The sequence below is a fragment of the Nonomuraea sp. NPDC051298 genome (assembly GCF_055586305.1).
Window position 1 is genome coordinate 43,962 of record NZ_JBVJIM010000018.1, and the last position, 26,020, is coordinate 69,981.

General features: G+C 71.0%; 24 protein-coding genes. 8 read left to right on the forward strand and 16 right to left on the reverse strand.

Annotation, left to right across the window (positions count from 1 at the left end):
* Both ACZ6S0_RS37980 and ACZ6S0_RS37985 read right to left on the reverse strand, forming a co-directional pair.
* Positions 1–4,191 carry a HAMP domain-containing protein gene (locus tag ACZ6S0_RS37980; protein WP_465924164.1) on the reverse strand — a complete coding sequence of 1,397 codons (4,191 nt, stop codon included), beginning with the start codon at positions 4,189–4,191 and terminating at the stop codon, positions 1–3.
* An 81-nt stretch (positions 4,192–4,272) separates the two neighbouring features.
* Positions 4,273–4,626 (reverse strand): hypothetical protein, encoded by a 354-nt coding sequence (locus ACZ6S0_RS37985; protein ID WP_465924165.1) that lies wholly within the window; start codon positions 4,624–4,626, stop codon positions 4,273–4,275.
* Between the two features lie 36 nt (positions 4,627–4,662).
* On the opposite strand from ACZ6S0_RS37985, the gene ACZ6S0_RS37990 reads away from it, so the two are divergent.
* Entirely contained in the window at positions 4,663–5,853 is a 1,191-nt protein-coding gene (locus ACZ6S0_RS37990) for a PP2C family protein-serine/threonine phosphatase (RefSeq protein WP_465924166.1), read from the forward strand.
* A gap of 185 nt (positions 5,854–6,038) precedes the next feature.
* On the opposite strand, the gene ACZ6S0_RS37995 is transcribed toward ACZ6S0_RS37990, so the two are convergent.
* The 3 genes from ACZ6S0_RS37995 to rho all read right to left on the reverse strand — a co-directional run bounded on the left by ACZ6S0_RS37995 (position 6,039) and on the right by rho (position 10,189).
* Positions 6,039–7,805 carry a S9 family peptidase gene (locus ACZ6S0_RS37995; protein WP_465924167.1) on the reverse strand — a complete coding sequence of 589 codons (1,767 nt, stop codon included), beginning with the start codon at positions 7,803–7,805 and terminating at the stop codon, positions 6,039–6,041.
* A 156-nt stretch (positions 7,806–7,961) separates the two neighbouring features.
* Positions 7,962–8,987, reverse strand: coding sequence for a putative RNA methyltransferase (locus ACZ6S0_RS38000; RefSeq protein WP_465924168.1), 1,026 nt, complete (start codon positions 8,985–8,987; stop codon positions 7,962–7,964).
* Positions 8,988–9,046: 59 nt separating this feature from the next.
* Positions 9,047–10,189, reverse strand: coding sequence for a transcription termination factor Rho (rho, locus tag ACZ6S0_RS38005; protein ID WP_465924169.1), 1,143 nt, complete (start codon positions 10,187–10,189; stop codon positions 9,047–9,049).
* A 426-nt stretch (positions 10,190–10,615) separates the two neighbouring features.
* Between rho and ACZ6S0_RS38010 the strand changes: the two genes are divergently transcribed.
* The 4 genes from ACZ6S0_RS38010 (at position 10,616) to ACZ6S0_RS38025 (ending at position 13,029) form a co-directional block, all read left to right on the forward strand.
* Positions 10,616–10,759 (forward strand): hypothetical protein, encoded by a 144-nt coding sequence (locus ACZ6S0_RS38010; protein ID WP_465924170.1) that lies wholly within the window; start codon positions 10,616–10,618, stop codon positions 10,757–10,759.
* A 116-nt stretch (positions 10,760–10,875) separates the two neighbouring features.
* Entirely contained in the window at positions 10,876–11,616 is a 741-nt protein-coding gene (locus ACZ6S0_RS38015) for an MBL fold metallo-hydrolase (protein WP_465924171.1), read from the forward strand.
* A 26-nt stretch (positions 11,617–11,642) separates the two neighbouring features.
* Positions 11,643–12,536, forward strand: a complete 894-nt coding sequence (locus ACZ6S0_RS38020) for a TolB family protein (protein ID WP_465924172.1) — start codon at positions 11,643–11,645, stop codon at positions 12,534–12,536.
* Positions 12,537–12,543: 7 nt separating this feature from the next.
* Positions 12,544–13,029, forward strand: coding sequence for an NUDIX domain-containing protein (locus ACZ6S0_RS38025; protein ID WP_465924173.1), 486 nt, complete (start codon positions 12,544–12,546; stop codon positions 13,027–13,029).
* Here ACZ6S0_RS38025 and ACZ6S0_RS38030 read toward each other — a convergent pair.
* Positions 12,988–14,889: a sensor histidine kinase gene (locus ACZ6S0_RS38030; protein WP_465924174.1), complete on the reverse strand. Its 1,902-nt coding sequence runs from the start codon at positions 14,887–14,889 to the stop codon at positions 12,988–12,990. The two genes, ACZ6S0_RS38025 and ACZ6S0_RS38030, sit on opposite strands and share 42 nt — an antisense overlap.
* A 62-nt stretch (positions 14,890–14,951) precedes the next feature.
* On the opposite strand from ACZ6S0_RS38030, the gene ACZ6S0_RS38035 reads away from it, so the two are divergent.
* Positions 14,952–15,380, forward strand: coding sequence for a hypothetical protein (locus tag ACZ6S0_RS38035; protein ID WP_465924175.1), 429 nt, complete (start codon positions 14,952–14,954; stop codon positions 15,378–15,380).
* Here ACZ6S0_RS38035 and ACZ6S0_RS38040 read toward each other — a convergent pair.
* Positions 15,377–15,727, reverse strand: coding sequence for a hypothetical protein (locus ACZ6S0_RS38040; RefSeq protein WP_344884994.1), 351 nt, complete (start codon positions 15,725–15,727; stop codon positions 15,377–15,379). The two genes, ACZ6S0_RS38035 and ACZ6S0_RS38040, sit on opposite strands and share 4 nt — an antisense overlap.
* A gap of 70 nt (positions 15,728–15,797) precedes the next feature.
* On the opposite strand from ACZ6S0_RS38040, the gene ACZ6S0_RS38045 reads away from it, so the two are divergent.
* Positions 15,798–16,325, forward strand: coding sequence for a DUF6886 family protein (locus ACZ6S0_RS38045; protein WP_465924176.1), 528 nt, complete (start codon positions 15,798–15,800; stop codon positions 16,323–16,325).
* Here the strand turns inward: ACZ6S0_RS38045 and ACZ6S0_RS38050 are convergent.
* From ACZ6S0_RS38050 to xylA, 7 genes are all read right to left on the reverse strand, one after another.
* Positions 16,291–17,262 carry a ketopantoate reductase family protein gene (locus ACZ6S0_RS38050; RefSeq protein WP_465924177.1) on the reverse strand — a complete coding sequence of 324 codons (972 nt, stop codon included), beginning with the start codon at positions 17,260–17,262 and terminating at the stop codon, positions 16,291–16,293. The two genes, ACZ6S0_RS38045 and ACZ6S0_RS38050, sit on opposite strands and share 35 nt — an antisense overlap.
* Before the next feature lie 19 nt (positions 17,263–17,281).
* Entirely contained in the window at positions 17,282–18,022 is a 741-nt protein-coding gene (locus ACZ6S0_RS38055) for a glycosyltransferase family 2 protein (protein WP_465924178.1), read from the reverse strand.
* Positions 18,023–18,082: 60 nt separating this feature from the next.
* Complete coding sequence (locus ACZ6S0_RS38060) at positions 18,083–18,661, reverse strand: AAA family ATPase (protein ID WP_465924179.1); 579 nt, start codon at positions 18,659–18,661, stop codon at positions 18,083–18,085.
* A 13-nt stretch (positions 18,662–18,674) separates the two neighbouring features.
* Complete coding sequence (gene lysS / locus ACZ6S0_RS38065) at positions 18,675–20,294, reverse strand: lysine--tRNA ligase (RefSeq protein ID WP_465924180.1); 1,620 nt, start codon at positions 20,292–20,294, stop codon at positions 18,675–18,677.
* Between the two features lie 101 nt (positions 20,295–20,395).
* Positions 20,396–21,499, reverse strand: a complete 1,104-nt coding sequence (locus ACZ6S0_RS38070; protein ID WP_465924181.1) for a Gfo/Idh/MocA family protein — start codon at positions 21,497–21,499, stop codon at positions 20,396–20,398.
* A complete protein-coding gene (locus ACZ6S0_RS38075) occupies positions 21,496–22,239 on the reverse strand; it encodes a sugar phosphate isomerase/epimerase family protein (RefSeq protein WP_465924182.1) in 744 nt (247 codons plus the stop codon). The genes ACZ6S0_RS38070 and ACZ6S0_RS38075 overlap by 4 nt, the downstream gene beginning before the upstream one ends.
* Positions 22,236–23,387 (reverse strand): xylose isomerase, encoded by a 1,152-nt coding sequence (gene xylA / locus ACZ6S0_RS38080; RefSeq protein WP_465924183.1) that lies wholly within the window; start codon positions 23,385–23,387, stop codon positions 22,236–22,238. Before xylA ends, ACZ6S0_RS38075 begins: the two co-directional genes overlap by 4 nt.
* 89 nt (positions 23,388–23,476) lie before the next feature.
* On the opposite strand from xylA, the gene ACZ6S0_RS38085 reads away from it, so the two are divergent.
* A complete protein-coding gene (locus ACZ6S0_RS38085) occupies positions 23,477–24,589 on the forward strand; it encodes an ROK family protein (protein ID WP_465924184.1) in 1,113 nt (370 codons plus the stop codon).
* Between the two features lie 37 nt (positions 24,590–24,626).
* Here the strand turns inward: ACZ6S0_RS38085 and ACZ6S0_RS38090 are convergent, their stop codons facing one another.
* Both ACZ6S0_RS38090 and ACZ6S0_RS38095 read right to left on the reverse strand, forming a co-directional pair.
* Complete coding sequence (locus ACZ6S0_RS38090) at positions 24,627–25,826, reverse strand: ThiF family adenylyltransferase (RefSeq protein WP_465924185.1); 1,200 nt, start codon at positions 25,824–25,826, stop codon at positions 24,627–24,629.
* Positions 25,823–26,011 (reverse strand): hypothetical protein, encoded by a 189-nt coding sequence (locus ACZ6S0_RS38095; RefSeq protein ID WP_465924186.1) that lies wholly within the window; start codon positions 26,009–26,011, stop codon positions 25,823–25,825. Before ACZ6S0_RS38095 ends, ACZ6S0_RS38090 begins: the two co-directional genes overlap by 4 nt.
* Between the last annotated feature and the right edge of the window lie 9 nt (positions 26,012–26,020).

The following is a 26,020-nucleotide window of genomic DNA, read 5'->3' on the forward strand; positions in this document are numbered from 1 at the left end:
TCACGACCCTCCGGCTGGTGGGGCTGACGAGTCGGACGCGGAGCCCCGCCCGCGGCTGAGCCAGCCGCGCAGGCGTTCGAGCAGGCGGTCCACGTCGACCGGCTTGGGCACGTAGTCGGAGGCGCCGGACGCGATGCTCTTCTCCCTGTCGCCCCGCATGACCTTGGCGGTCAGCGCGATGATCGGCAGGTCGGCGAACTGGGGCATGCGACGGATGGCCGACGTCGTGGCCCAGCCGTCCATCTCCGGCATCATGATGTCCATCAGCACGAGCGCGACATCCTCGTTCCGTTCGAGCTGTTCGATACCCTCCCGCCCGTTTTCAGCGTAGACGACCGTGGAGCCATGGCGTTCCAGCACGCTCGTCAGCGCGAAGACGTTGCGGATGTCGTCGTCCACGATCAGGATCTTGGCGCCGTTGAGCGGGTCGTCGCCCTGCCACTGGCTGGGCGTCTCGACCGGCGGCTCGACCAGCTCGGGCATCGGCAGGTCGAGCGGCATCGGCGGCTCGGGCGCGGTGGCGGCCGGGTGTTCGTCCGACGGCTGGGTCATGAGCTGGCGGCGCGTCGCCACCCCGCCGTCGGTCGCGGCCAGCGGGCCGGTGTAGGAGGCCGGCAGGTAGAGCGTGAACGAGCTGCCCCTGCCCAGCTCGCTGTCCACGTGGATCTCGCCGCCGAGCAGCCGGGCGATGTCGCGGCAGATGGCCAGGCCGAGGCCGGTGCCGCCGTATTTCCTGCTCGTGGTGCCGTCGGCCTGGCGGAACGCCTCGAAGATGACGTCGCGCTTGTCGGGCGCGATGCCGATGCCGGTGTCGATCACCTGGAACGCCAGCAGGTCGTCGGCGCCGTGCAGGGTGTCGTCGTCGAAGTCGACCCCGGCGGGCGGCGTCGAGACCCGCAGCTTCACCTCGCCGCGCGGCGTGAACTTCACCGCGTTGGACAGCAGGTTGCGCAGCACCTGCTGCAGGCGCTGCTCGTCGGCCCGCAGCTCCTGCGGCACGTCGGGCTCGACCTCGACGGTGAACGCCAGCCCCTTGTCCTGCGCCAGCGGCGCGAACGCGGCCTCCAGCAGGTCGACCATCTTCGGCAGCGACACCTGGATCGGGTGGATGTCCATCCGGCCCGCCTCGACCTTCGACAGGTCGAGCATGTCGTTGATGAGCTGGAGCAGCGCCGAGCCCGCGCTGTGGATCGTCCGGGCGAACTCGACCTGCTGCGAGGTCAGGTTGCCCTCGGCGTTCTCGGTCAGCAGCTTGGCCAGCACCAGCAGGCTGTTGAGCGGGGTGCGCAGCTCGTGCGACATGTTCGCGAGGAACTCGGACTTGTAGCGCGAGGACACCGCGAGCTGCTCGGCGCGCTCCTCCAGCGTGCGGCGGGCCTGCTCGATCTGGAAGTTCTGGATCTCGATCGCGCGGTTCTGCTTGGCCAGCAGCGCCGCCTTGTCCTCCAGCTCGGCGTTGGACCTGCGCAGCTCCTCCTGCTGGCGCTGCAGCTCGTCGGAGCGCTCCTGCAGCTCGCGGGTGAGCCGCTGCGACTCGGTCAGCAGGTCTTCTGTGCGGGAGTTGGCGATGATCGTGTTCATCGTGACGCCGATGGTCTCGACGAGCTGGGTCAGGAAGTCGAGGTGCACCTCCCCGAACGGCGTGAACGAGGCCAGCTCGAGCACACCGAGCACCCGGTTCTCGAACAGGATCGGCAGCACCACGATCTGCGCCGGCGTGGAGCGGCTGAGCCCGCTGTCGATGGTGATGAACTGCGGCGGCACGTCGTCGAGCACGATGTGCCGGCCCTCGGCCGCCGCCTGCCCGACGATGCCCTCGCCGATCGCGAAGCGCGGGCGCGGCCCCCGGTCGGGGCGTACGCCGTAGCCGCCGATCAGGATCAGCTCGTGGTCGCCCTCGGGGTCGATGCTGTAGAAGGCGCCGTAGCGGGCCGACACCAGCGGGGTCAGCTCGCTCATCGTCAGCTTGGCCACTTCCAGCAGGTCGCGGTGGCCCTGCATGAGCCGGGAGATGCGGGCCAGGTTCGACTTGAGCCAGTCTTGCTCCTGGTTGGCCTGCGTGGTCTCGCGCAGGCTGCTCACCATCGAGTTGATGTTGTCCTTCAGCTCGGCCAGCTCGCCCTGCGCCTCGATGGCGATGGAGCGGGTCAGGTCGCCGCGCGCCACGGCGCTGGTCACGGTCGCGATGGCGCGGATCTGCGTGGTGAGGCTGCCCGCCAGCTCGTTGACGCTCTCGGTGAGCCGCTTCCACGTGCCCTCGACGCCCTCGACCCGGGCCTGACCGCCGAGCTGGCCGTCGGAGCCCACCTCGCGGGCGACTCGGGTGACCTCGGAGGCGAAGGACGAGAGCTGGTCGACCATCCGGTTGACGGTGGTCTTGAGCGCCAGGATCTCGCCCTGCGCGTTCACGTCGATCTTGCGGGTCAGGTCGCCGTTGGCGACCGCGGTGGTCACCTCGGCGATGTTGCGTACCTGGTAGGTCAGGTTGTTGGCCATGGAGTTGACGTTGTCGGTGAGGTCCTTCCAGACACCCGACACGCCCTTCACCCTCGCCTGGCCGCCGAGCTGCCCCTGCGTGCCGACCTCGCGGGCGACTCGGGTCACCTCGTCGGCGAAGGACGAGAGCTGGTCGACCATCGTGTTGAGGGTGTCCTTCAGTTGAAGGATCTCGCCCTGCGCGTCAACGGTGATCTTCTTCGACAGGTTGCCCTGGGCCACCGCGGACGACACGGCCGCGATCTGGCGCACCTGCGAGGTCAGGTTGTTGGCCATCGAGTTGACGTTGTCGGTGAGGTCCTTCCAGACCCCCGACACCCCGCGCACCTGCGCCTGGCCGCCGAGTTGGCCCTCGGTGCCGACCTCGCGGGCGACCCTGGTCACCTCGGAGGCGAACGAGGAGAGCTGCTCGACCATCGTGTTCATGGTCGACTTCAGCTCGAGGATCTCGCCCTGGGCGTCGACGTCGATCTTGCGGGTGAGGTCGCCGTTGGCCACGGCCGTGGTGACCTGGGCGATGTTGCGTACCTGGTAGGTGAGGTTGTTGGCCATGGAGTTGACGTTGTCGGTGAGGTCCTTCCAGACGCCCGACACGCCCTTCACCTCGGCCCGGCCGCCCAGCTTGCCCTCGGTGCCCACTTCGCGGGCGACTCGGGTGACCTCGTCGGCGAAGGACGAGAGCTGGTCGACCATCGTGTTGAGGGTGTCCTTCAGTTGGAGGATCTCGCCCTGCGCGTCAACGGTGATCTTCTTTGACAAATTGCCCTGGGCCACCGCCGTCGCCACGGTCGCGATGCTGCGTACCTGCGAGGTGAGGTTGTTGGCCATGAAGTTGACGTTGTCGGTGAGGTCTTTCCAGACGCCCGACACGCCGGTCACCTGCGCCTGGCCGCCGAGCTGCCCCTCGGTGCCGACCTCGCGGGCGACCCGGGTGACCTCTTCCGCGAAGCCGGAGAGCTGGTCGACCATCGTGTTGACGGTGTTCTTCAGCTCGAACATCTCGCCCACGGCGTCGACCGTCACCTTGCGGCTCAGGTCGCCCTTGGCCACCGCGGTGGTCACCACCGCGATGTCGCGCACCTGCGCCGCCACGCGGGAGGACATCGTGTTGACGGCCTCGGTGAGGTCGCGCCAGCTTCCCGACATGCCGCGCAGGTTGGCGCTGCCGCCCAGCCTGCCTTCGGTGCCCGCCTCGCGGGCGACCCTCGTGACCTCGGAGTTGAACAGCGCGAGCTGGTCGACCATGCCGTTGATGGCCTTGCCCAGCCGCCGCACCTCGCCGCGCGCCGAGCGGTCGAGGTCGATGCGGCGCGACAGGTCGCCCTTGGCGACCGCGTCGATGACGTCGGCGGCCCCGCTGACCGGGCTCACCAGGGCGTCGATCAGGATGTTGACCGACTCGACGCTCTCCGCCCACGCGCCGACCCCCGGCCCTGGCGTCAGCCGCTCCCCGAAGCGGCCTTCCTTGACGACTTCCTTGCGTACGCGGACCAGCTCGTTCGCCAGGTGCTCGCGACGGTCGGCCACCTCGTTCAACAGCAGCCGCACCTCGCTGAGGATGCCGGGCGGCGCGTGGGGCACCCGACGCCGGAAGTCGCCGTCACGCCAAGAGAAGAGAGTCTCCAGGATGGGAACGAGATCCGACTCGGTGTACGTCCTCTCCTCGGGGCTTGGCGCGGCCTGGGCCGTGGTCATGGGGCCTCCTTCACTCGCGGCTGCCTCCGGCGAGTGATTCAAGTCTGTCACGATGAGTAGCTCGTAGTCCTGTCCTTGGATTTACCCCAAGTCAGCGGGAAGTGTGGTAGGCACGTTGGGATGACTGCTTCTCCCCATGCGGTGCTCGCTGCGACGTTCGCGCCGGGCGATACCGCTGTGACGGCTGCGATGAGGTTCACGCGCGAGGTGATGACCGCGTGGGCCACCGGTGGTCTGCTCCACGCCGCCGAGCAGGCCGCCGGAGATCTCGCCGAGCAGGTCGCTGACGAGCCGTTTGAGGTGATTTGGAAGCATTTTGGGGACGCAGTCCAGGTGGAGTTGCGCCAGCGGTACCTCTCCCAGGGCGATCCAAAAGCTCCTTCCGTGAACGTCGAAGAGTGGGGAGTCACCTTCGCGGGCGATTCCCGTGTCCATTGGGCTAGGCTCACGCTACCTGGCTCCCCCGATCGGGTGGCAGCCGAATGGCTGGAGGAGAGCAGCAGAGGGCCGCACTGGCTGGGGTTCCTGGCCGACGCGAGCGACCTGCTCGCGGGCACCCTCGACCCCGACATGGTGCCGGCGATCATCGCCCAGGTCGTGGTGCCCCGGCTGTCGAGCTGGTGCGCCGTCTACACGTCCGACCACTCCGGCCCGCCGCGCCTGGTCTACCTCTGGCACGCCGACGAGGCCAGGATCGACGGCCTGCGCGAGCAGCTCACCGGGATGGACGTCGGCGCCGCCGACACCCGCGTCACCTCCACCATCCACCTGGCCGAGTCGCAGGTGCTGGCCGTGCCGCTGATGGCCAGGGGCCGCAGCCTGGGCATGATGTGCCTGGGCCGGGCCGACCGCTTCCCCGACGAGGTCATCCAGTTCGCCGAGGACATCGGCAGACGTGCCGCGCTGGCCATGGACAACGCCCGCCTCTACGCCCAGCAGGCCGCCGCCAACCGCGCGCTCCAGCGCAGCCTGCTCCCGCCCCACGAGCCCGAGGTCCCCGGCCTCGACTACGGCGTCATCTACGAGCCCGCGGGCGAGGCCAACGAGGTCGGCGGCGACTTCTACGACCTGTTCAAGGCGGGCGACGACTCGTGGCGGTTCGCGATCGGCGACGTCTGCGGCACCGGCCCCGAGGCCGCCGCCGTGACCGGCCTGGCCCGCCACACGCTGCGCCTGCTGGCCAGGGAGGGCTACGGCGTGGCGGCCGTGCTCGGCCGGCTCAACCAGGCGATCTTGGAGGAGGGCGAGCGGGCGAGGTTCCTCACGCTGCTGCACGGCGACATCACGCACGTCACCGGCGGCCTGGAGGTGCGCCTGGTGTCGGCCGGGCACCCCGAGGCGCTGCGGCTCAAGCCCAACGGCAAGGTCGAGGCCGTGACCACGCCGCAGTCGCTGCTCGGCGTCTTCCACGAGGTCTTCTTCGAGGCAGACACCATCCGCCTCGACCACGGCGACGTGCTGCTGGCCGTGACCGACGGGGTGACCGAGCGCCGTTCGGGCGGGCGGCTGCTGGACGACGACGGCGGCCTGGCCAAGCTGCTGGCCGAGTGCGCGGGGCTGTCGGCCAGGGCCGTGGCCGAGCGCATCCGCCGTGGCGCGGCCGACTTCGCCTCCGAGCCGAGCGCCGACGACCTGGCGATCCTCGTGTTGCGGGCCCGCTAGGCGGGGCGCGCGGGCGCGCTCGGACACGGCGGACGTCACGATCGTCGGTGGTGCCGTCGAGGGCTCACGGGGGTGCTCGTCAAGGCGCGTCTTTCCGGCCGGGTACAGGTGGCCGGAATGGTGACAGCCGAACGGGCTGACGGTCAAGAGCGTTCGTCAGGGAAATTCTTACAGGTTGTCAACCCTCAGGGTGAACCCACGTGCTTGCGCGCGAAGTCGAGCTGGAGCGTCGTCTGCGTGATGCGTTCGGAGACCACGAGCGGGCCGCTGACGGCGTCGTAGGTGTAGACCTCGTGCTCGCGGCCGTGCTCGGCCAGCATGGCCACGTACTTCTCGATCTGGCGCAGCGGTGAGCGCGTGTCGTTCTCGCCGGCGAGGATCAGCACCGGGCTCTTGATCTGGTCGACGTACGTGATCGGGGAGCTGGCCGCGTACCGGTCGGGCTGCTCGTCGGGGGAGCCGCCGAGCAGCGCGCGATGGTAGGCGCGCAGGCTCTCCGCCTCGTCCTCGTACGAGGTGCGGTGGCAGGCGATCGGCACCGCGGCGATGCCGCACGCCCACAGGCCGGGCTGGGTGCCGAGGCCCAGGAGCGTGAGGTAGCCGCCCCACGCCGCGCCCGCCAGCACGGTCCTGACCGGGTCGACCATGCCCTGGTCGACCACCCACTGCCGGACGGCCGCCACGTCGGCCAGCTCGATGTGCCCCACCTCGTCGTGCAGGGCGTTGCGCCAGGCCGAGCCGTAACCGGTCGAGCCCCGGTAGTTGACCCGGACCACCGCGAACCCGGCGTCCACCCAGGCCGCGACCTCCGGCGAGAAGGCGTCGCGGTCGTGCGCCGCCGGGCCGCCGTGCAGCAGGAACACCGCCGGGTGCGGGGTCGTGCCCACCTCGGGCTTGGAGACCAGCGCGTGGATGCGGCCGCCCTCGCCCTCGACGTCGATGTCCTGAACGGGGACGCTCGGCGGGGCGGGCGGGCCGCCCGAGTTGACCACGACCTGGCCGCTGCTCGACCGGACGATCGGCGGGTGGGAGGCGCTCGACCAGGCGTACTCGACATGGCCGCCGGGCCGGGGCGCGGCCTCCTCGATCACCCCGTGGGGCGTGTCGATGAGGGTCAGGCCGCCGCCGGCGAGGTCGTAGCGGTGCAGGAAGCTGCGGGCGCGGTCGTCGCGCAGGATGAGCAGGGCGCGGCCGTCGTCGTACCACTCGGCGGCTAAGTCCCCCGAGTCGCGCAGCCAGATCTCGCGCTGCTCGCCGGTGGCCGGGTCCCAGACGATGGGCTCGTGCCGCCGGCGGCGCTCGTGCAGGGCCAGCAGGCGGCGGTCGCCCACGACGGGGGCGAAGCTGAGGCCGGTAACGCCCTTGCCGGGGCCGTCATACAGCTCGCCCACCGTGTTGCCGTTCTGGCGGACGACGCGCAGCGCGGGGTGCCGGAAGTCGCCGTACTCGCCGTGGTTGATCGCGACGAGGGAGCCGTCGAGCGACATGTCGGCCACCCAGGCGGCCTCCGTGTGCTCGTACAGGGTCTCGGTGGGTTCGCCGGGGCGGACGAGGTGGATGCGGAACTTGCCCTCGCTGGCGAGGCTGAGCGCCGCGACGCCGGTCGTGGACAGCGAGATGCCGCCCGGCTGGCCCGGCGGCAGGTCGGGCGCGACCAGCTCGGCCGGGCCGCCCGTGAAGCGCTGGCGCCACCATCCGCCGAACTCGTCGCCGTCGGTGTCGGCGAACCAGTAGATCCACTGGCCGCCGGGGTCGATCGCGGCGAACGCGGTGCCCTTGGGCCGGTCGGTGACCTGGCGGGTGGCTCCCGTCACCCGGTCCCAGGCGTAGACCTCCCACTTGCCGGTCGCGTTGGAGCGGTAGATGGTGCGGTTCGGGGCCTGGCGCGCCCAGGACGGCAGCGTCGTGCGCGACGCCCGGAACCTGGCCTGCCAGCGTTCCTCCGCCTTCATCCCGCGCGCCCCCTCCCTTTGATGTCCCGCTTGATGTCCCGCGCCTCCTGGCCCGGGATGTCGTCCAGTATTGCGCCTGCGCCGGGGAAATGCTCCGAGAATGTGGGGGAATTTCGGGCTAAATACCCCATCAGTAACACCAGCCGCACTTGTCCGTCAAGGAACAGAGCTTGATCGAGACGTCGGCTCGTAGATAGATAGGTGAAACGCCGCGTGCGTTACTACTTTTTGCTGCCTTTTCGCGACGTTTCGGGAGACAAACGTGGCAATTCGCTCATCCAGCGTAGTTGCCTCGTTATGCCATGCATTCGGGCCCATCCCGACGACCTCCGCGATGTCGTCATGTCCCAGCTCCATTTCGAACGCGATCGAGCGCCGCTCGGACTCCGTGAACCCCTCCAGGCTGCGGGCCACCCGGCGCTCCTTCTCCTCGTCCACGGAGAGCAGCCCCAGCTCCTCGACCAGCGGACTCAGGTGCTCGGGAGCGGGGGTGACGACCACCGCCACGCCTCCAGGCCGCAGGATCCGCCGGAACTCGGGGCCGTTCCTGGGCGCGAACACGTCGATCACCACGTCGGCCACCCCGCTCCTGATCGGCAGCGGTCGCCACACGTCGGCCACGAACGCCCCTGCCCTGGGATGCACCCGCGCCGCCCGGCGCACAGCGTGCTTCGACACATCGAACGCCATCCCGATGCCATCGTTCACCGCGTTGAGCGCGGCCACCAGATAATGCCCGGTGCCCGCGCCGGCGTCGACGATCAGCGCGGCCCTGCCCTCCGCGTCACGACCCTCGACGATTCCCGGCTCCCGCCCGGGAATTCGTGATCCCGCGCCGCAACCGGTTTCCAGTCCCGCCCCACGGTACGCCCTCAACTCGCCGCCGTCATTGGTTTCGGTAGAGGACTCATGTTTTCCTGGAACGATCTGAGCCCCCACGGCGTCGGCCACGGCGTCGGCCAGTGGCGCGTAGTGGCCCCGGTCGAGGAAGGCGGCCCGCGCGGCCACCATGGCGGGGCTGTCGGCGGTGCCGGGAGGCCGGGATCCGACGAGCAGGCTCACGTATCCCTGCTTGGCCACGTCGAAGGAGTGCCCGTTCGCGCACCGCAGCGCGGTTTCGTCCAGCCGCACGTCGGCTCGGCAGACGGGGCAGATGAGGAACTCGACGATGTCGGCCAGCATGCGGCCATTCTCGTGCACCGGCGTACGACCGGTGCGGGCGGCCCGATCGGGCGGCCCGGTCACGCGGCCTTCGCCTCCATGAGGAACGCGGCGTTGGAGGGGGTGGAGCGAAGCCTGTCCACGAGCACCTGCAGACCCTGCTGCTTCTCCAGCGTCGTGAGCATGCGGCGCAGCCGCCAGACCACCTGCCGCTCGTCGGCGTGCAGCAGGATCTCCTCGCGCCGGGTGCCCGACGCGTCGAGGTCGACGGCGGGGAACAGCCGGCGCTCGGCCAGTTCGCGGGTCAGGTGCACTTCCATGTTCCCCGTGCCCTTGAACTCCTCGTACAGGCTGTTGTCCATCCGCGAGCCCGTGTCCACGAGCGCGGTGGCGATGATGGTGAGCGAGCCGCCGCCCTCCACGTTGCGGGCGGCGCCGAAGAACCGCTTGGGCGGGTAGAGCGCGCCGGCGTCGATGCCGCCCGTGAGCACGCGCCCGCCGCTCGGCGCCGTGTTGCTGTACGCCCGCCCCAGCCGCGTCAGCGAGTCGAGCAGCAGCACCACGTCGCGGCCCGACTCCACGAGCCGCTTGGCGCGCTCGACGGCCAGCTCCGCGACGGCGGTGTGGTCGCGGTCGGGGTGGTCGAAGGTCGAGGAGAAGACCTCGCCCGCGACGTTGGCGCGCATCTCGGTGACCTCCTCGGGCCGCTCGCCCACCAGCACCACCATGAGGTGCACCTCGGGGTGGTTGCGGGCGATCCCGGCGGCCAGCGCCTGGAGGACCATGGTCTTGCCGGCCTTGGGCGGCGCCACGATGAGTCCGCGCTGCCCCTTGCCGATGGGCGCGAACAGGTCGATGACGCGGGTGCTGAGCGACTCGGTCTCGATGTTGAGCCGCTCGGCCGGATGTACGGGCGTGAGGTCGCCGAAGTGCGGCCGCCCGCGCCATTCGGCCGAGCCGTTGACCGACTCGACGCCGACCAGCTTGTTCCCGGCGAACGACGCGACCACGTGGTCACCGGTACGCAGGCCGTGGTGGCGTACCTGGTCGGGCGGCAGGCGTACGTCGCCGGGGGCGGGCAGGTGTTCCGCCCGGATGAACGCGGACTTGTCGCGTACGTCCACGAGGCCGCTGACCTGGCGGACGGCGGCGCGCTGTTCCTGAGGAACGGTGGCACGCTGAGGAACGGCGGCACGGTGTTCCTGAATGGTTTGCACAGACATGGTGAGCCCCTTGAGGGAAATGCGCCGGACCGGCGAAGGCCGGGCGCGGGTGACGAAAGAGGGCCGGGCCGCTCACTCGCGAGTCCTCGCGAAGAAGTGAGAGGTGTGGCCTCGGAAGAGGTGGATCTGCGGAGCTGACGCTCAACGCTTGGTGGGAAGATACCACACGATCCGACCTATGAAACGCCTAGCCCTCTTGGACTATTCCCGGGTTGTTCTCGTGTCTTTGCCCGCGCGGGAGGGTGCAGGGGTGACAATGTTCTTCTCGGCACCGTACTGCGAGGAAAATTACCGCGCCCGGTCCGTCGAGCGACACACAACCCCCATCGGCGCAGCGTCGTCGTGTCAAGTGGCATGCAGGGCCCCTGCAACTCGGTGAGGGTTCCATAGGGACGTACAGAGAAAGACTCCTTGGGGGAGCACCGAATGAAGACCGTCAACCACTGCCCGCGGTGCCACCACGAGCTGGACGAGGGCCCGATCATGTACCGGTGCGCGCACTGCTGCCGCGCCGTCTACGCCGCCGACCTCGAGAACGAGTACGTTCCGCGGCAGCCGGTCGCCGCCTGACCGCCTCCCCGTCCCCGCCCTCCTCGCCGCCCTGCCTGCCCGCCTGCCCGCCGTCCGTGGGCCTTCCTGCCGTCCGTGGGCCGAGGTGCGTGGTGCGGAGGGCCTAGGCTGGCGGGGTGCCGCATCAACCGATCAGGGTGTCCGGCGTCGAGGTGACGCCGCTGTGCGACGCCGTCGGGCCCATGGGCCCGGCGATCCGCCGCCCGCCGGCCGAGATGTTCGCCGGCTCCGGGCTCCGCGACGAGCCCTGGATCCTGCACTTCCACTGTTACCTGATCCGCGACGCCGCCGACCGGCTGACCCTGGTCGACACCGGCATCGGCGGCGTGGACTCGCCGGCGTCGAGCTGGGCGCCCGTGCCGGGGACGCTGACGGGCGAGCTGGCCGCCGCGGGCGTCACTCCCGCCGAGATCGGCACCGTCGTCCTCACCCACCTGCACAGCGACCACGCCTCGGGCGCGGTGGCCGACGGCAGGCCGGTGTTCGGCAACGCCCGCCACGTGCTCCAGCGGGCCGAGCTGGACGCCGCCGGCGGCCCGATGCTCGACGAGGTCGTCGCCGTGATCAAGGATCACCTCCACGTCGTCGAGGGTGACGCGGAGGTGGCCCCCGGCGTCCACGTACGCTTCGCGCCCGGGCACACCCCTGGTCACCAGATCGCCAGGGTCGGCGAGCTGGCCATGACCGGCGACCTGGTCCTGCACCCGGTGCAGCTCGACGATCCGGCCATCCGCTACGTCTACGACGACGACCAGGAGGCCGCCGCGCGGACCAGGACCGAGGTGCTGGCCGCGCTCAGGGCCGAACGCGCGATTCTGGCAACGGCCCACTTCAGCGAGCCGTTCCTGCGTCTGTGATCCCGGTTGGGGCAACATGGCCTTCCATGAGGATTCGTGTTGCGACCGGTGTCGCGCTCGGCGTCGTCCTGGCCGTGCCGCCGGCGGTGTCCGCCGCGTCGACCAGGCCGACCCAGAAGGCGACGCCCGCGCTGTCCGGCGCCGCCGTCTATGCCAGCGGCTCCGGCGACCGGCTCAGCAGGTACGCGGACGGCGAGTGGAGCACGCTCGTCAAGTCGGAGGCCATGGCCCAGTACACCGTCTCGCCCGACGGCCAGAAGGTGGCCTGGGTGTCGTCGGGCGGCCGGCTGCAGATCAGGCAGGGCGGCCGGACCATGACGCTCGTGAGCGGCCTGCAGGCCGGCACACCGTGTCTCACCCCGGTCTGGTCCGCCGACTCGGCGAAGGTGGCCTACCCGCAGAGCGGCGGCACGATCATGTCCGTCAAGGCCGACGGCACGGGCGCGCCGCACCGGCTGGGCACGTCGCCGGGCGTGTGTCACCTGGCCTGGTCGGCGGACGGCCGCTACCTGGCGGGCTACACCGGCGAGGCCAACGCCCTCCACCGGCTCGACACCAGGACCGCCGAGTCGGCCCCCGCCAAGGGCGTCAAGTGGATCACCCACGTGCAGAGCCTGTCGCCGAACGGTCGCCACGCCATCGTCGAGTTCCCGCAGCAGCCCGGCGCGCTGGGCGACGGCACCTGGCCCACCGCGTTCAAGCCGGTCGTCCTGGACATGGTGACGGGCAAGAGGCGTACGCCCGCGGTCAAGGGGCGGCTGCTGGGCGCGCTCTACCTGGCCGACGGGCGCATGGTCGTACGCGTCGCGGGAGAGGAGCACAACACGCTGGTCGTGCTCGGCACCGACGGGAAGGAGCTCCAGCGCGTCGCCGAGCCCGCCAGGGCGAAGAAGCAGGCGCTGCTGCAGGTTCTGCCATAGTGCCGGGGTGAACGATGATTTCTGGGCCACGGTCAACCGGGTGATCGCGGGGGCGGCGGCGTACATCACGGACGAGCGCGGCCGGGTGCTGCTGGTCGATCCCAACTACCGGGAGCACTGGTCGTTCCCCGGCGGCGTGATCGACGCGGGCGAGCATCCCGCGCAGGCGTGTGCCAGGGAGGTCGCCGAGGAGGTCGGGCTCACGGTCGAGGTCGGCAGGCTGCTGACCGTCGCCTGGGTCGACCCGCAGCCGGCCGTGCCCCATCCGGTGGTCAACTTCGTCTTCGACTGCGGCGTGATCTCGTCGGGCACCCCCATCACGCTGCAGACGGAGGAGCTCGACGACTACGGCTTCTTCACGCTGGAGGAGGCCGGCGGGCTGCTGGCCGCACACGTGTACGACCGGCTGCTGTCGGCTTCGGCCGCCCGCGGCTCCGGCGCGCTGTCGTATCTACCGCCCCGCCGCGACGGGCTGCTCGGCGAGCAGGGCTGAGGGCAGGGCCACCGTCGCGGTCAGGCCGCCGTAGGGCGACGGCACGAGCGCGACCTTGATGCCGTGCCTGGCCGCGAGCCTGGAGACGACGAACAGGCCGAGCCGGTCGCTCTGCGCCAGGTCGAACTCGGGCGTGTCGGTCAGCCGGTCGTTCAGCTCGTCGAGCTCGACGCGGGGCAGGCCGAGCCCGCGGTCCTCGACCTCGACGACCAGCCCGTGCGGGGTGCGGCCGGCGCGTACGTCCACTTTGGTCTTGGGCGGGGAGAAGAGGGTGGCGTTCTCGACCAGCTCGGCCATCAGGTGGGCCACGTCGGTCACCGCCGAGCCCACGAGCGCGACCGGGGGCGGTGTGAGCACCTCCACCCGGTCGTACTCCTCCACCTCGGCCACGGCGGCGCGCAGCACGTCGAGGATCGGCACCGGGTTGCGCCAGGCGCGGCCCGGGGCCTGGTCGGACAGGATGATGAGGCTCTCGGCGTGCCGGCGCATCCGCGTGGTGAGGTGGTCGAGCTTGAACAGGTCTGCCAGCTCCTCCGGCTCCTCCGTGGCCCGCTCCATGGTGTCGAGCTGCAGGAGCTGCCGGTGCAGCAGCGACTGGTTGCGCCTGGCCAGGTTCACGAAGACCTGGCTGACGCCGTGGCGGAGCCTGGCCTGGCTCACGGCGGCCTCGACGGCCGTGGACTGCACCTCGTTGAAGGCGCGGACGATGTCGTGGACCTCGGAGGTCTCGGCCTTGACCTCCAGCGGCGCCACTTCGGCGGCCGTGGGCGGCGCGGTGTTCGAGCGCAGCCGCTTGACCAGCGCGGCCAGCCGTACCTCGGCCAGCTCCGTGGCGGCGTCGCGCAGCCCGGCCAGTTCGCGGACGAGGCGCCTGCGGAAGCGCAGCGACAGCAGGATCGAGGCGACGACGACGACCAGGCCGACGCCGCCCGCCACGCCGAGCTTGACGAGCATGCCGACGGCCGTCGGCATCACCCGCTCGGTGATGCCCCGCACGGCCAGGGCCTGGTTGCGCTCGACCGCGGCCCACAGGTTCTGGCCGTCGATGTGCCAGGTGGCCGCGCCCACGGGCAGCCCGTTGGCCGCAGCCTGCCCCCTGACGAGCTCCTCGGCCTCCAGGAACTCCATGTAGACCGGCGAGGCGGCCATCTGCGCGTACGGCCCGCGCAGGCTGTCGTCCAGGTGCGACATCGCCTGCGAGAACAGCAGCCGCCTGGTGGCCACCATGCCCGTGAACGACTCCCGCTCGGCGTCCTCGACCCTGCCCTTGGCCAGCACGATGGCGATCAGCGCCCGCTCCCTGGACAGCACGTCCTTGGCCTCGCCCAGCATGGTCACCGCCCTGGCCTGCTGGTAGAGGGCCATGTCGGGCACCAGGACCATGGTGTCGTACATGCGGAAGGAGGCGTCCACGATCTGGCTGTAGCGCTCGATGACGTCGAGCGGCTCGGCGCGGGCGTCGTCGACGTCGCGGCGCAGCTCCGCCAGCTCGTCGAGCTTGACGTGGAGCCCGTTGAGCTGGGCGATCAGCTCCGGCGACAGCTCGCGCAGGTTGCCGGACAGCGTGCGCAGCTTCGTCACGGCCCGGTCGGTCCGCTCGCGCTGGCCGGCCAGCTTGTTCGCGCCCTGGTTGGTCACCAGGAGTTCCACCGAGGCCAGCCGCTCGTTCTGGAGGTGGATGTTGACCTGTTCGGACGGATCGGCCAGGTTGGTGGCCAGGTCGCTGATCGACAGCAGGCGCGTGGCCTGGCCGCCGGTCAGGCTCGCCGCGAACGCCCACAGGCCCACCAGGGACAGCAGTGGGACGAGCAGGAGCACGAGAAGTTTCAGCGCGATGGGGCGGCCACGCGTGGGGGGCATGCGACCTCCGGGTGCATGATGAGATCGCCTCGCAGATTACACCCCCCATTGGAAGGATTTCTGTGCGTCTTCCGCGTTCTTTCTCCGGCTGGACCATGGCGGTGTTCGGCGTCCTCGCCTTCGTGCTCGGCGTGCTCGGGCTGATCTCGCCGGACACGCTGCTGGTCATGCTCGGTTTCGAGGTCGTCGACGTACGGCCGGCCGGCGACTACACGCTGGTCTACATGGCCGCCTCGTCGATGGCGGCCGTGAACATGGGCGTCTACTACGTGTTCGCGGCCTCGGCCGACTACACGCCGTTCTTCCGCTGGACGGTCCCGTTCCGGCTCGTCACGTTCACCGTCTTCACCATGCTGGTCGTGACCGGCGCCGCGCCCGCCGAGTTCTTCGGCGTCGGGCTCTGGGAGGGCTTGGGGGCGTTGATCACGGGATTCGCGCTCTGGCGCGAGGGCAAGCTGCTGCCCGCGCGCCAGAGCGCGGAAGCGGCCTAGCGCTCGTCCGGGCCGCGGGCGACGAGCCGGTCGCCGGTCGCGGGCTCGCGTTCGAGCCGCCGTTCCAGGTCGCGCTTCTCGTCCTCCAGCCGGGCCACCCGGCTGGAGGACTCGGCGCGGGCGTGGCGCAGCCGGCGGTGTCGCCTGGCGGACCTGCGCGAACCCGAGCCCATCAGCCAGAGGCCCACCAGCGCGAGGGCCGCGGCGGCCGCTCCCGCGAGGAACATCTCCACGTGATCGAGCTCGAAGGCGTGTCCGAACAGGAGGTACCTGGCGCTCTCCTCGGTGAGCACCAGGGCGAAGGCGCCGCCGGCGAGCAGGATCAGGAGCAGTCCCAGTAAGATCATCCAACTCACCCCTTGTCGAGAGCGGTTCCACTGCCCGGAGATCGGCGGGGTATGCGCGATGATGGCGTTCATGAGACCCGAGCCAGGGCAGGTCCTGCACTTCTCCGAAGATCCGACGATCGAGAGGTTCGTGCCGCACGTGGCGGTGACCAGCACGCTCACCGAGCCGTACGTGTGGGCGGTCGACCACGACCGCTGCCCCGACTACTGGTTCCCGCGGGCCTGCCCGAGGGCCATGGCCTGGTCCGGCCCGCGCACCACCGACGACGACGTCGTCCGCATCGTCGGCGCGGGTTGCGGGCAGCGGGTGCACGCGATCGAGTACTGCTGGCTGAGGGCGCTGATGGACGTGCGCCTCTACGCCTACCGCCTGCCGGCCGACGGGTTCGCGCCCATCGGCGACCCGCCGCACGCCGTGGTCTCCCGCGACCCGGTGACGCCGCTCGGCCCGCCCGAGCCGGTGGGCGACCTGTTCGAGCTGCACGAGCAGGCCGGGATTCAGCTCAGGGTGCTGGACAACCTGTGGCCGTTCTGGAACGAGGTGACGGCCAGCAGCCTCGAGTTCAGCGGGATCCGGCTGCGGAACGCTCGTCGATGAGGGCCCTGAGGGTCTCGGGCGGCATCGAGCCGGGCGGCAGCTTCTCGCGCGCGTACCGGTTGGCCTCGCGCCGCAGCGTCTCGTTGACCGGGGTGGGCACGCCGTGCTCGCGGCCGAGCAGGACGATCTCGCCGTTGAGGTAGTCGGCCTCGATCGAGCCGCTGGCCCTGGCCAGGCTCTGCCACGACGATCCGCCGCCGCGGCCGACGCCGTCGATGGGCCGGGCGACCACCTTGTCGCCGCGCACCTCGGCCTCGTCGCCGGGGGTGGCGTAGGCGATGCCGGCCCGCTCCAGCACGGCCCTGGCCTCGCTCCTGGCCGACTCGACCAGCTCGACCTGGCCGGGGGCGTGGCCGATCAGCGCCTCGACGGCGTTGTTCAGGTTTCCGATCAGCTTGCCGTACTTCCAGCGCATCACGTCGGGCGAGGTGCGCGCCAGCAGGCCGTGCTTGCCGAGGTCGGCGACGATCTGCTCGTTGAGGTCGTCCACACCCTGTGGATAGCGTCCGACGTGCAGCATCCCCGAGTACGGGCGCGCGTGCGCGGCCACGACGCCCGGCGCGGGAATCTGGGCGGGCAGCCAGACGCACGCGCCGTAGACGCGCTCGAACCGCCGCAGGACCATGCGCTCGTTGGCCACGCCGTTCTGGGCGCAGACCACGGGCAGGTCGGGCGACCAGGGGGCCAGCGCGGCGATCGTGTCCTGTGACTTGGTCGCCAGGACGAGCACGTCGTCGTCGCGCGTGGGCACGGGGCCGTCGGCAGCGGGGACGTCGAGAGTCTCGGTGGACTCAGGGGTGATCAGACGCAGGCCGTCGCGCCTGAGCGCCTCGTAGTGCGCTCCTCGGGCGACGAGGAGGACCTCGTGCCCGCCCTGGTGCAGGCGGGCGCCGATGGTGCCGCCGACTGCTCCTGCTCCGATCACGATGTAACGCATCGTCCGAGAATGTCACTCCTCACTTGGCGAGTGCCACTCCGACGACCTCGGCGGCCGGGGCGGGCACGGCCGCGCCGTGGAGCCGTTCGCGCCAGATCGTCCTGAACACCCGCCAGCCGTCGCGCAGCGCGTGCAGGTTGCTCTCGCCGTGGATGCGGCAGCGCTCGTGGCTGGGCACCTCGCGGATGACGAGGCCGGCCTGGGCGGCGCGGACGTTCATCAGCGTCTCGATCTCGAAACCGTCGCAGTCGAGGTCGAGGACCTCCAGGTGGCGGGCCCAGAAGGCGTTGTAGCCGTAGCAGAGGTCGGTGTAGCGGGTGCCGTAGAGGAGGTTGGTCAGCCCGGTGAGGAACCTGTTGCCGAGCGAGCGGATCGGACTGAGGTCGTCCGAGCCGCCACCAGGGGCGTACCTGGAGCCCTTGGCGAAGTCGGCGCCGTTGACGAGCGCGGAGACGAAGGAGCGGATCTCCCGGCCGTCGGTGGAGCCGTCGGCGTCGATCATGACGATGATGTCGCCCCGGGCGGCCTTGAAGCCCTCGATGAGCGCGTTGCCCTTGCCGCGGCGGGTCTGCACGACGACCCGGAGGTCCGGGCGGAGCCTTCGCGCGACGGCGATGGTGTCGTCGGTCGAGTTGCCGTCGACGAGGACCACCTCGTCGATCCAGTCAGGCAGCGTGGCGAAGACGTGAGGAAGGTTCTCGGCCTCGTTCATCGCGGGAACGATGACACTGACGCCGACGGCGAAAGGCTGCTTGTTCATGGCATCAAGGTGCGCCTGCCTGCATGCAGGCCACTTGACAGTTCCTTGCAGCGGATCGGGTTATTGGCGAGGCGCTGGAATTTCCGCCTCTCCGGCCCGGGAAATGATCTCTTCCACGGTTTCTTCCGGCGTTTGCGCGGAGGTGTCCAGCCATAGTCCGAGTCGTGGGGTCTCCTCCCACAGAGCCCTGTCGAGCTGGGCGATCGTCCATCCGGCGCCGTAGCCGGTCTTGGCTCGTGCGTGTTCCCGCCGTTCGATCGCGGCGGGATTCGGCGCGAGCACGATCACGTACAAAGGGCGGCTGCGGATAAGTCTGGTAAAACCCTCCAGCTCGCTGCCGATAATGATGTCTTGGACAATTGCCGTGAATCCGGCCTCGTAATACAAATCAGCCGTATTCGCGGCGATCTGATGGCGCAGCCTGAGCTGGCGGACGGCCTCGGCGTTCACCTCCGGCGTCATCTCGGCGCGCCCGCTGACCACCATGCGCCGGAACGCGTCGCCCCGGACGTGGGCGGCCCGCGGCAGGCGCTCGGCCAGGGTCTGCGCCACCGTCGACTTGCCGGCGGCCGAGACGCCGGTGATCACGACGACGCCCTTCATCCGCGCGCCGTCCTCATCTGCGCCGTCCTCATTCACGCGCTGTCCTCATTCACGCGCCCACCAGCTTGCGTACCCGGTCGGCGCCCACGGCCATCAGCAGCGTGGGCAGGCGGGGGCCGGTGTCGCGGCCGACGAGCAGCTTGTAGAGCAGGGCGAAGAAGGCCCGCTGCGCCGCCTTCAGCTCGGGCGTGGTGGCCTTGGCGTCGGCGGGCAGCCCGGCCTGGAGCTTGGGCACGCCGTAGACCAGCGTCGTCAGGCTGTCGAGCGTCCAGTCGTCGAGGCCGTCGGCCAGCAGCCGCAGCGCCTCGCGCTCGTCGCCGCCGAGCGAGCCGAGCAGCTCGTGGTCGGGCGTCTCGCGGACGCGGGTGCGCTGGTCGGCGGGCAGATGGTCGTCGACCCAGCGCTGCGCCCTGTCGAGCCGCGGGCGGGCCTCGTCGAGCGCGGACACGCCGTCGAGGTCGCGCAGGATGCGCAGGGTCTGCTCGGCGTGCCCGGTCGTGATGTCGACGACGGAGGCCAGCGTGCGGTAGGCGACCGGGTGCGGCGTGGCCGGCAGCGGGCCCGCCGCCGTGCCCACGGCCCTGCGGTACGCGGCCAGCTCGGCGGGCTGGGCCTGCCCCGCGGCGACCTTGCGGCCCAGGGAGTCCCACTCGTCGTAGAGCCGCTGGATCTCGTGGTCGAAGGCGATCTTGAAGGACTGGGCGGGCTTGCGGCGGGCGTACAGCCAGCGCAGCACCGGCGCCTCCATGATCCGCAGCGCGTCGCCAGGGGTCGGCACGTCGCCCTTGGAGCTGCTCATCTTGGCCATGCCGGTGATGCCGACGAACGCGTACATGGGGCCGATCGGCTGTCGCCCGCCGAAGACCTCGCCCACGATCTGGCCGCCGACGACCCACGCGGAGCCGGGAGAGTGGTGGTCGACCCCGGACGGCTCGAAGACCACACCCTCGTGGGCCCAGCGCATCGGCCAGTCGACCTTCCACACCAGTTTGCCGCGGTCGTGCTCGGCCAGCCGGACGGTCTCGCCGAAGCCGCACTCGCAGGTGTAGGCCAGCTCGGTGGTCTCGTCGTCGTAGGCGGTGACCGTGGTCAGGTCGCGCTCGCACAGGTCGCAGTACGGCTTGTACGGGAAGTAGTCGTCGGCCTGCCGCTCCCCGCCCTGCTTGGTGCGGTAGCGCGACAGCACGGCGTCGATCCCGGCCCGCTCGCGCACGGCCACCAGGATCTGCTCCCGGTAGGCCCCCGAGGTGTACTGCTCGGTCTGGCTGATGCCGCGCACCTGCACGCCCAGCTCGGCGAGGGCGGCGGTCATGGGCGCCTTGAAGTGCTCGGCCCAGTTGGCGTACGCGCTGCCGGGAGGGGCGGGCACCGAGGTCAGCGGCTTGCCGATGTGCTCGGCCCACGACGGGTCGATGCCCGCGGGCACCCTGCGGAAGCGGTCGTAGTCGTCCCACGACAGCAGGTGGACGCATTCCAGGCCGCGCCGCCTGATCTCGTCGGCGACCAGGTGAGGAGTCATCACCTCACGCAGGTTGCCCAGGTGGATCGGGCCCGACGGGCTCAGCCCTGAGGCGCAGACGATCGGTTTGCCCGGCGCGCGTCGCTCCGCCTCGGAGATCACCTCGTCCGCGAACCTGGAGACCCAGTCGGTCTCGGCACTGTCAGCCATCGCGCCATTCTCGCGGGTAAGGGAGGTTCTAGCCAACGCGGCCACCGATCATCCCGATCAGATGGGCGGCGAGACCCGCCGCCCATCCGTCGGGCCACGGCTCAGGACAGCGTGGCGGCGTACGGGTCCCAGTCGTCGGGCAGCGGTTCCGGCGCCGCCGGGGTGGAGGCGACCCGGCGGAACTCCGACCGCTCGCCCGACTCCGTGATGGCCGACATCAGCTCCAGCACGTGGTAGGCCAGCTCGCCCGACGCGCGGTGCGGGGCGCCCGTGCGGATCGACCTGGCCAGGTCGAGGACTCCGATGCCCCGGCCGGCCATGGTCCCCGACACCGGCAGCTCCCGCCAGTCCGCGTCGCGCGGGCCCCGGACCAGCAGCGGGCCCTCGAAGGTGTTGGGGTCGGGCAGCGACAGGGCGCCCTCGGTGCCGATGATCTCGATCATGCGACGGTTGACGGCCGAGTCGAAGCTGAACGTGGCTGTCGCCGTGGCCGTGCCGGGGAAGTCCAGCAGGGCGTTGACGTGGGTGGGCACGTCGACGGGGAAGAGCGTGCCCTCCTTGGGACCCGAGCCGATCACCCGCTGGTCGCGCGCCCTGCGCAGGCCCGCCGCCACCCGGGAGACGGGGCCGAGCAGGGAGACCAGCGCGGTCAGGTAGTAGGGGCCCAGGTCGAACAGCGGCCCCGCGCCCGGCTGGTAGAGGAACTCGGGGCTGGGGTGCCACGACTCGGGGCCCAGGCTCTGCACGGCCGCCGTGACGGCGACCGGGTCGCCGATGAGGCCGGAGCGCAGGGCGTGCACGGCCGACTGCAGCCCGGCGCCGAGGAACGTGTCGGGGGCGCCGCCCACCCTCAGCCCGCTCCCGGCGGCCTCGGCCATGACCTTCGCGGCCTCGTCCAGGTCGAGTGCGAGGGGCTTCTCGCCGTACACGTGCTTGCCGGCGCGCAGGCTCTCCAGCGCCACGGCCGCGTGCGCGGAGGGGACGGTGAGGTTGACGACGATCTCGACCTCGGGCAGCGCGAGGATCTCGGCGAGGGTGCCGGACACCGGTACGCCGTGCTCCCCGGCCGCGGCGGCGGCCCGGCCGGTGTCGAGGTCCGCGACGGCGATCACCCGCACGTCGGGGAAGGCGGTGAGGTTGCGCAGGTACTGGCCGCTGATCACCCCGGCGCCGACCAGGGCGACGCCGACCGGGCCGTTGCTCAAGAGTCCTCCAGAGAGGTGAGGTACGCGTGGCTGTCGGCGAGGGCGGCGAACACGTCGGTCGCGCACTCGTCGAGCTCGACGACGCGCACGGCGCCGGGGGCGGCGGCGAGGATCTCGGGCACGGGCATGACGCCCCTGCCGACCGCGGTGTGCGGCTCGCCCTTGATCACGGGGCCGTCCTTGACGTGCAGCGCCTCCACCCGGCCCGACAGGCGGCCGAGCAGGGCGGGCACGTCCGCGCCGCCCACGGCCGCCCAGTAGGTGTCGATCTCCAGGAACACCTCGGGAGCGAGCAGGTCGGCCAGCACCTCGATGGCGTGCCTGCCCTCCACCTCGGGCTCGATCTCCCACCAGTGGTTGTGGTAGCCGATCCGCAAGCCGTGCCCCGCGGCCCGCTCGGCCAGGCCGTTGAGCAGGTCGGCGGCCCGCTGGAGGCCGTCGCGGGTGGTGAACTCCTCGTGCGCGACGCCGGCCGGGATGATCACCCTGTCGGTGCCGATCGTGGCGATCGCGTCGAAGACCTCCGCGGGCTCCCTGTGGAGCAGCGCGGACGCGTGCGTGCCCGACACGCTCAGCCCTAAGTCGTCGGCTACCTGGCGGAAGCCCTTGGGGTCGGTCGTGGGGTCGTAGGGCTCGACGGCGCGGTATCCGATCTCCGCGAGGCGGCGCAGCACCGTGTCGCGGTCGGCGCTCAGCGCGTCCCTGACGGTGTAGAGCTGGACACTGATGGGTTCGCTCATCCGCGTACTCCCAGGAGGTGCTCGAGCGCGAGCTGGTTGAGGTGGCTGAAGTGGAAGCCGCGGGCGGCCGCCGCCTCGACGTCGAAGTCGTCCTTGGCCAGGTCCTGCCAGGTCTCTCCGGCGGCGAGGGTGGGCCGGGCCAGCTCGTCCACCCGGGAGGCGCTGAGTGCCTGGCGCACCTCGGGGTCGGCGCGGAAGGCCCGCGACTTCTCCTTCAGAATCAGGTACGTGCGCATGTTCGCCGCCGCCGAGACCCACACGTCCTCGGGGTCCTCGGTGCGCAGCGGCTTGTAGTCGAAGTGGCGGGGGCCGTCGTAGCCGCCGTTCTCCAGCAGGTCGACCAGGAAGAACGCGCTCTTCGTGTCGCCGTGGCCGAAGATCAGGTCCTGGTCGTACCTGGGCCCGTGCTGGCCGTTGAGGTCGATGTGGAAGAGCTTGCCGTGCCACAGCGCCTGGGCGATGCCGTGCACGAAGTTGAGCCCGGCCATCTGCTCGTGTCCGACCTCGGGGTTGAGTCCCACCATCTCAGGGTGCTCCAGCTCGCCGATCAGCGCCAGGGCGTGGCCGATCGTGGGCAGGAGGATGTCGCCGCGGGGTTCGTTCGGCTTGGGCTCCAGGGCGAAGCGGAGGTCGTAGCCCTGGTCGATCACGTACTGGCAGAGGAGGTCCAGGCCCTCCTTGTAGCGGTCGAGCGCGGCCCTGACGTCCTTGGCCGCGTCGGACTCGGCGCCCTCGCGGCCGCCCCAGCACACGTACGTCCTGGCGCCGAGCGAGGCGGCCAGGTCGAGGTTGCGCATGACCTTGCGCAGCGCGTGGCGGCGGACGTCGCGGTCGTTGCTGGTGAACGCGCCGTCCTTGAAGACCGGGTGGGTGAACAGGTTCGTGGTGGCCATCGGGACCTTCATGCCGGTCTCGTCGAGGGCCTTCCTGAAGGCGGCCACGGCCCTGTCGCGGTTGGGCTCGACGGCGAGGAGGTCGTCGTCGTGGAAGGTGACGCCGTACGCTCCCAGCTCTGCCAGGCGGTGGACGCTCTCCACGGGGTCGAGGGCGGGCCGGGAGGCGTCGCCGAAGGGGTCACGGGCCTGCCAGCCGACCGTCCACAGGCCGAACGTGAAGCGGTCGTCGGGGGTGGGAGTGAATGCGGTCATTTCGCCGGTTCCTTATTTTTAGTCCATAATCTGAACATAATCCTGAGGAGGTGAGCGCCATGTCGTCAAGAGGGGTTCGGCATGATTCCATGCGCGCCCGAAACCTGGCCGTGGTGCTGGCGACCATCCACCGATCGGGACCGCACACCCGGGCCGCGCTGGCCGAGCGGACCGGGCTCACCAAGACCACCGTATCCAGCCTGGTCGCCGACCTGCTGGAGGCGGGCGTGGTGACCGAGAGCGGCGCGGTGCGGGGCGGCGAGCGCGGGCGGCCCGGCGTGGCGGTGAGCCTGAGCGGGCACCGGGTGGCCGCGATGGGGCTGGAGATCAACATCGACTATCTGGCCGCCTGCGTCGTCGACCTCACCCGTACGGTGCGGCTGCGGCGCACCAGGCCCGCCGACAACCGCAGCTCCGCCCCCGCCCGGATCCTCGCGGAGCTGCGCGACCTGGTGAAGGAGACCACGGCGGAGGCCGAGTCGACCGGGCTGCGCGTCATCGGCGCGGCGCTGGCCGTGCCCGGCACGGTCGAGGGCGGCGTGCTGCGCAGCGCGCCCCACCTCGGCTGGCGGGACGTACGCGTCTCCGGGCTGGTGGACGTGCCCTTCGCGCTCGACAACGAGGCCAACCTGGCGGCGCTCGGCGAGCTGTGGTTCGGCTCGGGCGCGAACGACTTCCTCTACGTCTCCGGCGAGATCGGCGTCGGCGCCGGGCTGGTGGTCGAGGGGGACCTGTTCCGCGGCACGTTCGGGCTGGCCGGCGAGCTGGGGCACGTGGTGGTCGTGCCCGACGGGCCCGACTGCCGGTGCGGAGGGCGGGGCTGCCTGGAGGCGTACGCGGGCCAGGACGCGCTGCTCGGCGAGCTGACCTCGGTGCGCGAGTTGGTCGCGCGCCTGGAGTCGGGCGACCCCGTGGCCGCCCAGGCGGTCGAGCGGGCCGGGCACGCGCTCGGCGTGGCGCTCACCTCGGCCGTGCACCTGCTGGACCCCGGCCGGATCGTGCTCGGCGGCATCTTCGCGCCGCTGTTCCGCTGGCTGGCGGAGCCCGTGTCGGAGGAGCTGCGGGCCAGGCTGGGGCCGATGCGCGACACCCCGCCCGCCCTGGTGGTCTCGGGGACCGGCGCGGACGCCGCCGTGCTCGGGGCGGCCGGGCTGATCATCCAGCGGATCATCGCCGAGCCCGCGCAGCTTCTCGGCCTGTAGCCGTGCAGGCCCGGCGGCTCCGCCGTTCCCGTGAAACCTACGGCTGGGGTGGCGGCTCCACGGGGAACAGCTCGTCCGTCACGGTGACCTCGCGTTTTCCGCAGGCGGCGCAGTCGTCGAGCCTGGGCAGCAGCACGCCGTACCACCGCAGCACGCTCAGCTCGTCCACGGACACCCCCATGGGCGCCAGCCCCGCGTGCGCGGCCTCCCGCCGGTTGACCCACTGGAACAACGGGGCCACCAGGTCCTGGCTGAGGCCGCGGAAGGCGGGCGACTCCTGCCCGAGCAGCTCCACCAGGGACAGCTTGACCATGTGCAGCGCGATCGGGATGACGTCGGTCGACAGGCCCGGCTGCGGCAGCACCGCCCGGTCCGTGTAGGAGAACCGGGCGGCGTCGGCCTCGCTGCTGATCTCGGTGTCGCCGGCCTGGGCGGGCAGCGCCTGGACGTAGCACTGGTAGCAGGCGGTCAGCCCCGGTATGACGCGCTGGACGATGCCGCCGTAGGCCCGCTGGAAGACCCCGCCGATGACCATCGGCAGGCCGTTCTCCACGCAGAGCCGGTTGACCAGCAGGCGGCTCTCGCGCGAGTCGGTCGCGCAGACCACCAGGTCGGCCCGGAGCTTGCCGATCAGCGCCAGCACCTCGTGCCGGGTCCTCCCGTCGATGTGCAGCGTGCTCGTCACCACCTCGGCCGCGGGGTTGTGCCGGTGCACCAGGTCTCGTACGGCCAGCGCCTTCAACCGGCCCACGTCGTTCAGGCCGCACTCGTGGCGGGAGACGTTGCCCGGCTCCAGCCGGTCGTGGTCGAGCAGCAGGAACTTGCCCACGCCCGCCTTGGCCAGCTCGCGGACGATGAAGCTGCCGCCCGACCCGAGCCCGAGCACGGCCACGGCCCGGTCGCGGAGCACGTCCGTCTCGAAGATCCCGCGTACCCGGTCGAAGACGTCGATGGAGGCGGGCACCACCGTGACGGGCACCTCCTCGCCGGGCTCGCCGTCCACCACCCGGCGGCACCGTACGGCGTCCGCCTCCACCTGGCAGACGAGCACCGCGCCGTCGGCCTTCGCCGCGGAGCCCCCGCCGTCGGACGCGGAGCCGCGCACGACCACGACGTCGGTGCCCGCCGTGCCGTCGATGACGCCGAGGTCGCCGTCGTCGAGCAGCCTCAGCGCCAGCCCGCCCACGTCTTCCGCCAGCGCGGCCCCGTGGACGACGACGTGCCGCGGGGCGCTCATGACGCGAAGGCCTTCATGTCCTCGGCGTCGATCTCCGGGACCATGTCGCCCGTCCGTTCGCCGGACGAGCGCACCTCCCATTTCCCGGTCTGCGGGTTGAAGACCATGCGCTTCCCCTGTGGCATGGCGCCCTTGGCCGCCTGCTCCATGAAAGCGCGAATGTCGTTGTGCCGGTCAGTGGCCACGGATTCTCT

Coding starts and splice junctions, on each gene's coding strand:
- ACZ6S0_RS37980 (WP_465924164.1), bottom strand. CDS start 4,191: ATGACCACGGCCCAGGCCGCGCCAAGCCCCGAGGAGAGGACGTACACC.
- ACZ6S0_RS37985 (WP_465924165.1), bottom strand. CDS start 4,626: ATGGACACGGGAATCGCCCGCGAAGGTGACTCCCCACTCTTCGACGTT.
- ACZ6S0_RS37995 (WP_465924167.1), bottom strand. CDS start 7,805: ATGAAGGCGGAGGAACGCTGGCAGGCCAGGTTCCGGGCGTCGCGCACG.
- ACZ6S0_RS38000 (WP_465924168.1), bottom strand. CDS start 8,987: ATGCTGGCCGACATCGTCGAGTTCCTCATCTGCCCCGTCTGCCGAGCC.
- rho (WP_465924169.1), bottom strand. CDS start 10,189: ATGTCTGTGCAAACCATTCAGGAACACCGTGCCGCCGTTCCTCAGCGT.
- ACZ6S0_RS38010 (WP_465924170.1), top strand. CDS start 10,616: ATGAAGACCGTCAACCACTGCCCGCGGTGCCACCACGAGCTGGACGAG.
- ACZ6S0_RS38020 (WP_465924172.1), top strand. CDS start 11,643: ATGAGGATTCGTGTTGCGACCGGTGTCGCGCTCGGCGTCGTCCTGGCC.
- ACZ6S0_RS38030 (WP_465924174.1), bottom strand. CDS start 14,889: ATGCCCCCCACGCGTGGCCGCCCCATCGCGCTGAAACTTCTCGTGCTC.
- ACZ6S0_RS38040 (WP_344884994.1), bottom strand. CDS start 15,727: ATGATCTTACTGGGACTGCTCCTGATCCTGCTCGCCGGCGGCGCCTTC.
- ACZ6S0_RS38045 (WP_465924176.1), top strand. CDS start 15,798: ATGAGACCCGAGCCAGGGCAGGTCCTGCACTTCTCCGAAGATCCGACG.
- ACZ6S0_RS38050 (WP_465924177.1), bottom strand. CDS start 17,262: ATGCGTTACATCGTGATCGGAGCAGGAGCAGTCGGCGGCACCATCGGC.
- ACZ6S0_RS38055 (WP_465924178.1), bottom strand. CDS start 18,022: ATGAACAAGCAGCCTTTCGCCGTCGGCGTCAGTGTCATCGTTCCCGCG.
- lysS (WP_465924180.1), bottom strand. CDS start 20,294: ATGGCTGACAGTGCCGAGACCGACTGGGTCTCCAGGTTCGCGGACGAG.
- ACZ6S0_RS38075 (WP_465924182.1), bottom strand. CDS start 22,239: ATGAGCGAACCCATCAGTGTCCAGCTCTACACCGTCAGGGACGCGCTG.
- xylA (WP_465924183.1), bottom strand. CDS start 23,387: ATGACCGCATTCACTCCCACCCCCGACGACCGCTTCACGTTCGGCCTG.
- ACZ6S0_RS38085 (WP_465924184.1), top strand. CDS start 23,477: ATGCGCGCCCGAAACCTGGCCGTGGTGCTGGCGACCATCCACCGATCG.
- ACZ6S0_RS38090 (WP_465924185.1), bottom strand. CDS start 25,826: ATGAGCGCCCCGCGGCACGTCGTCGTCCACGGGGCCGCGCTGGCGGAA.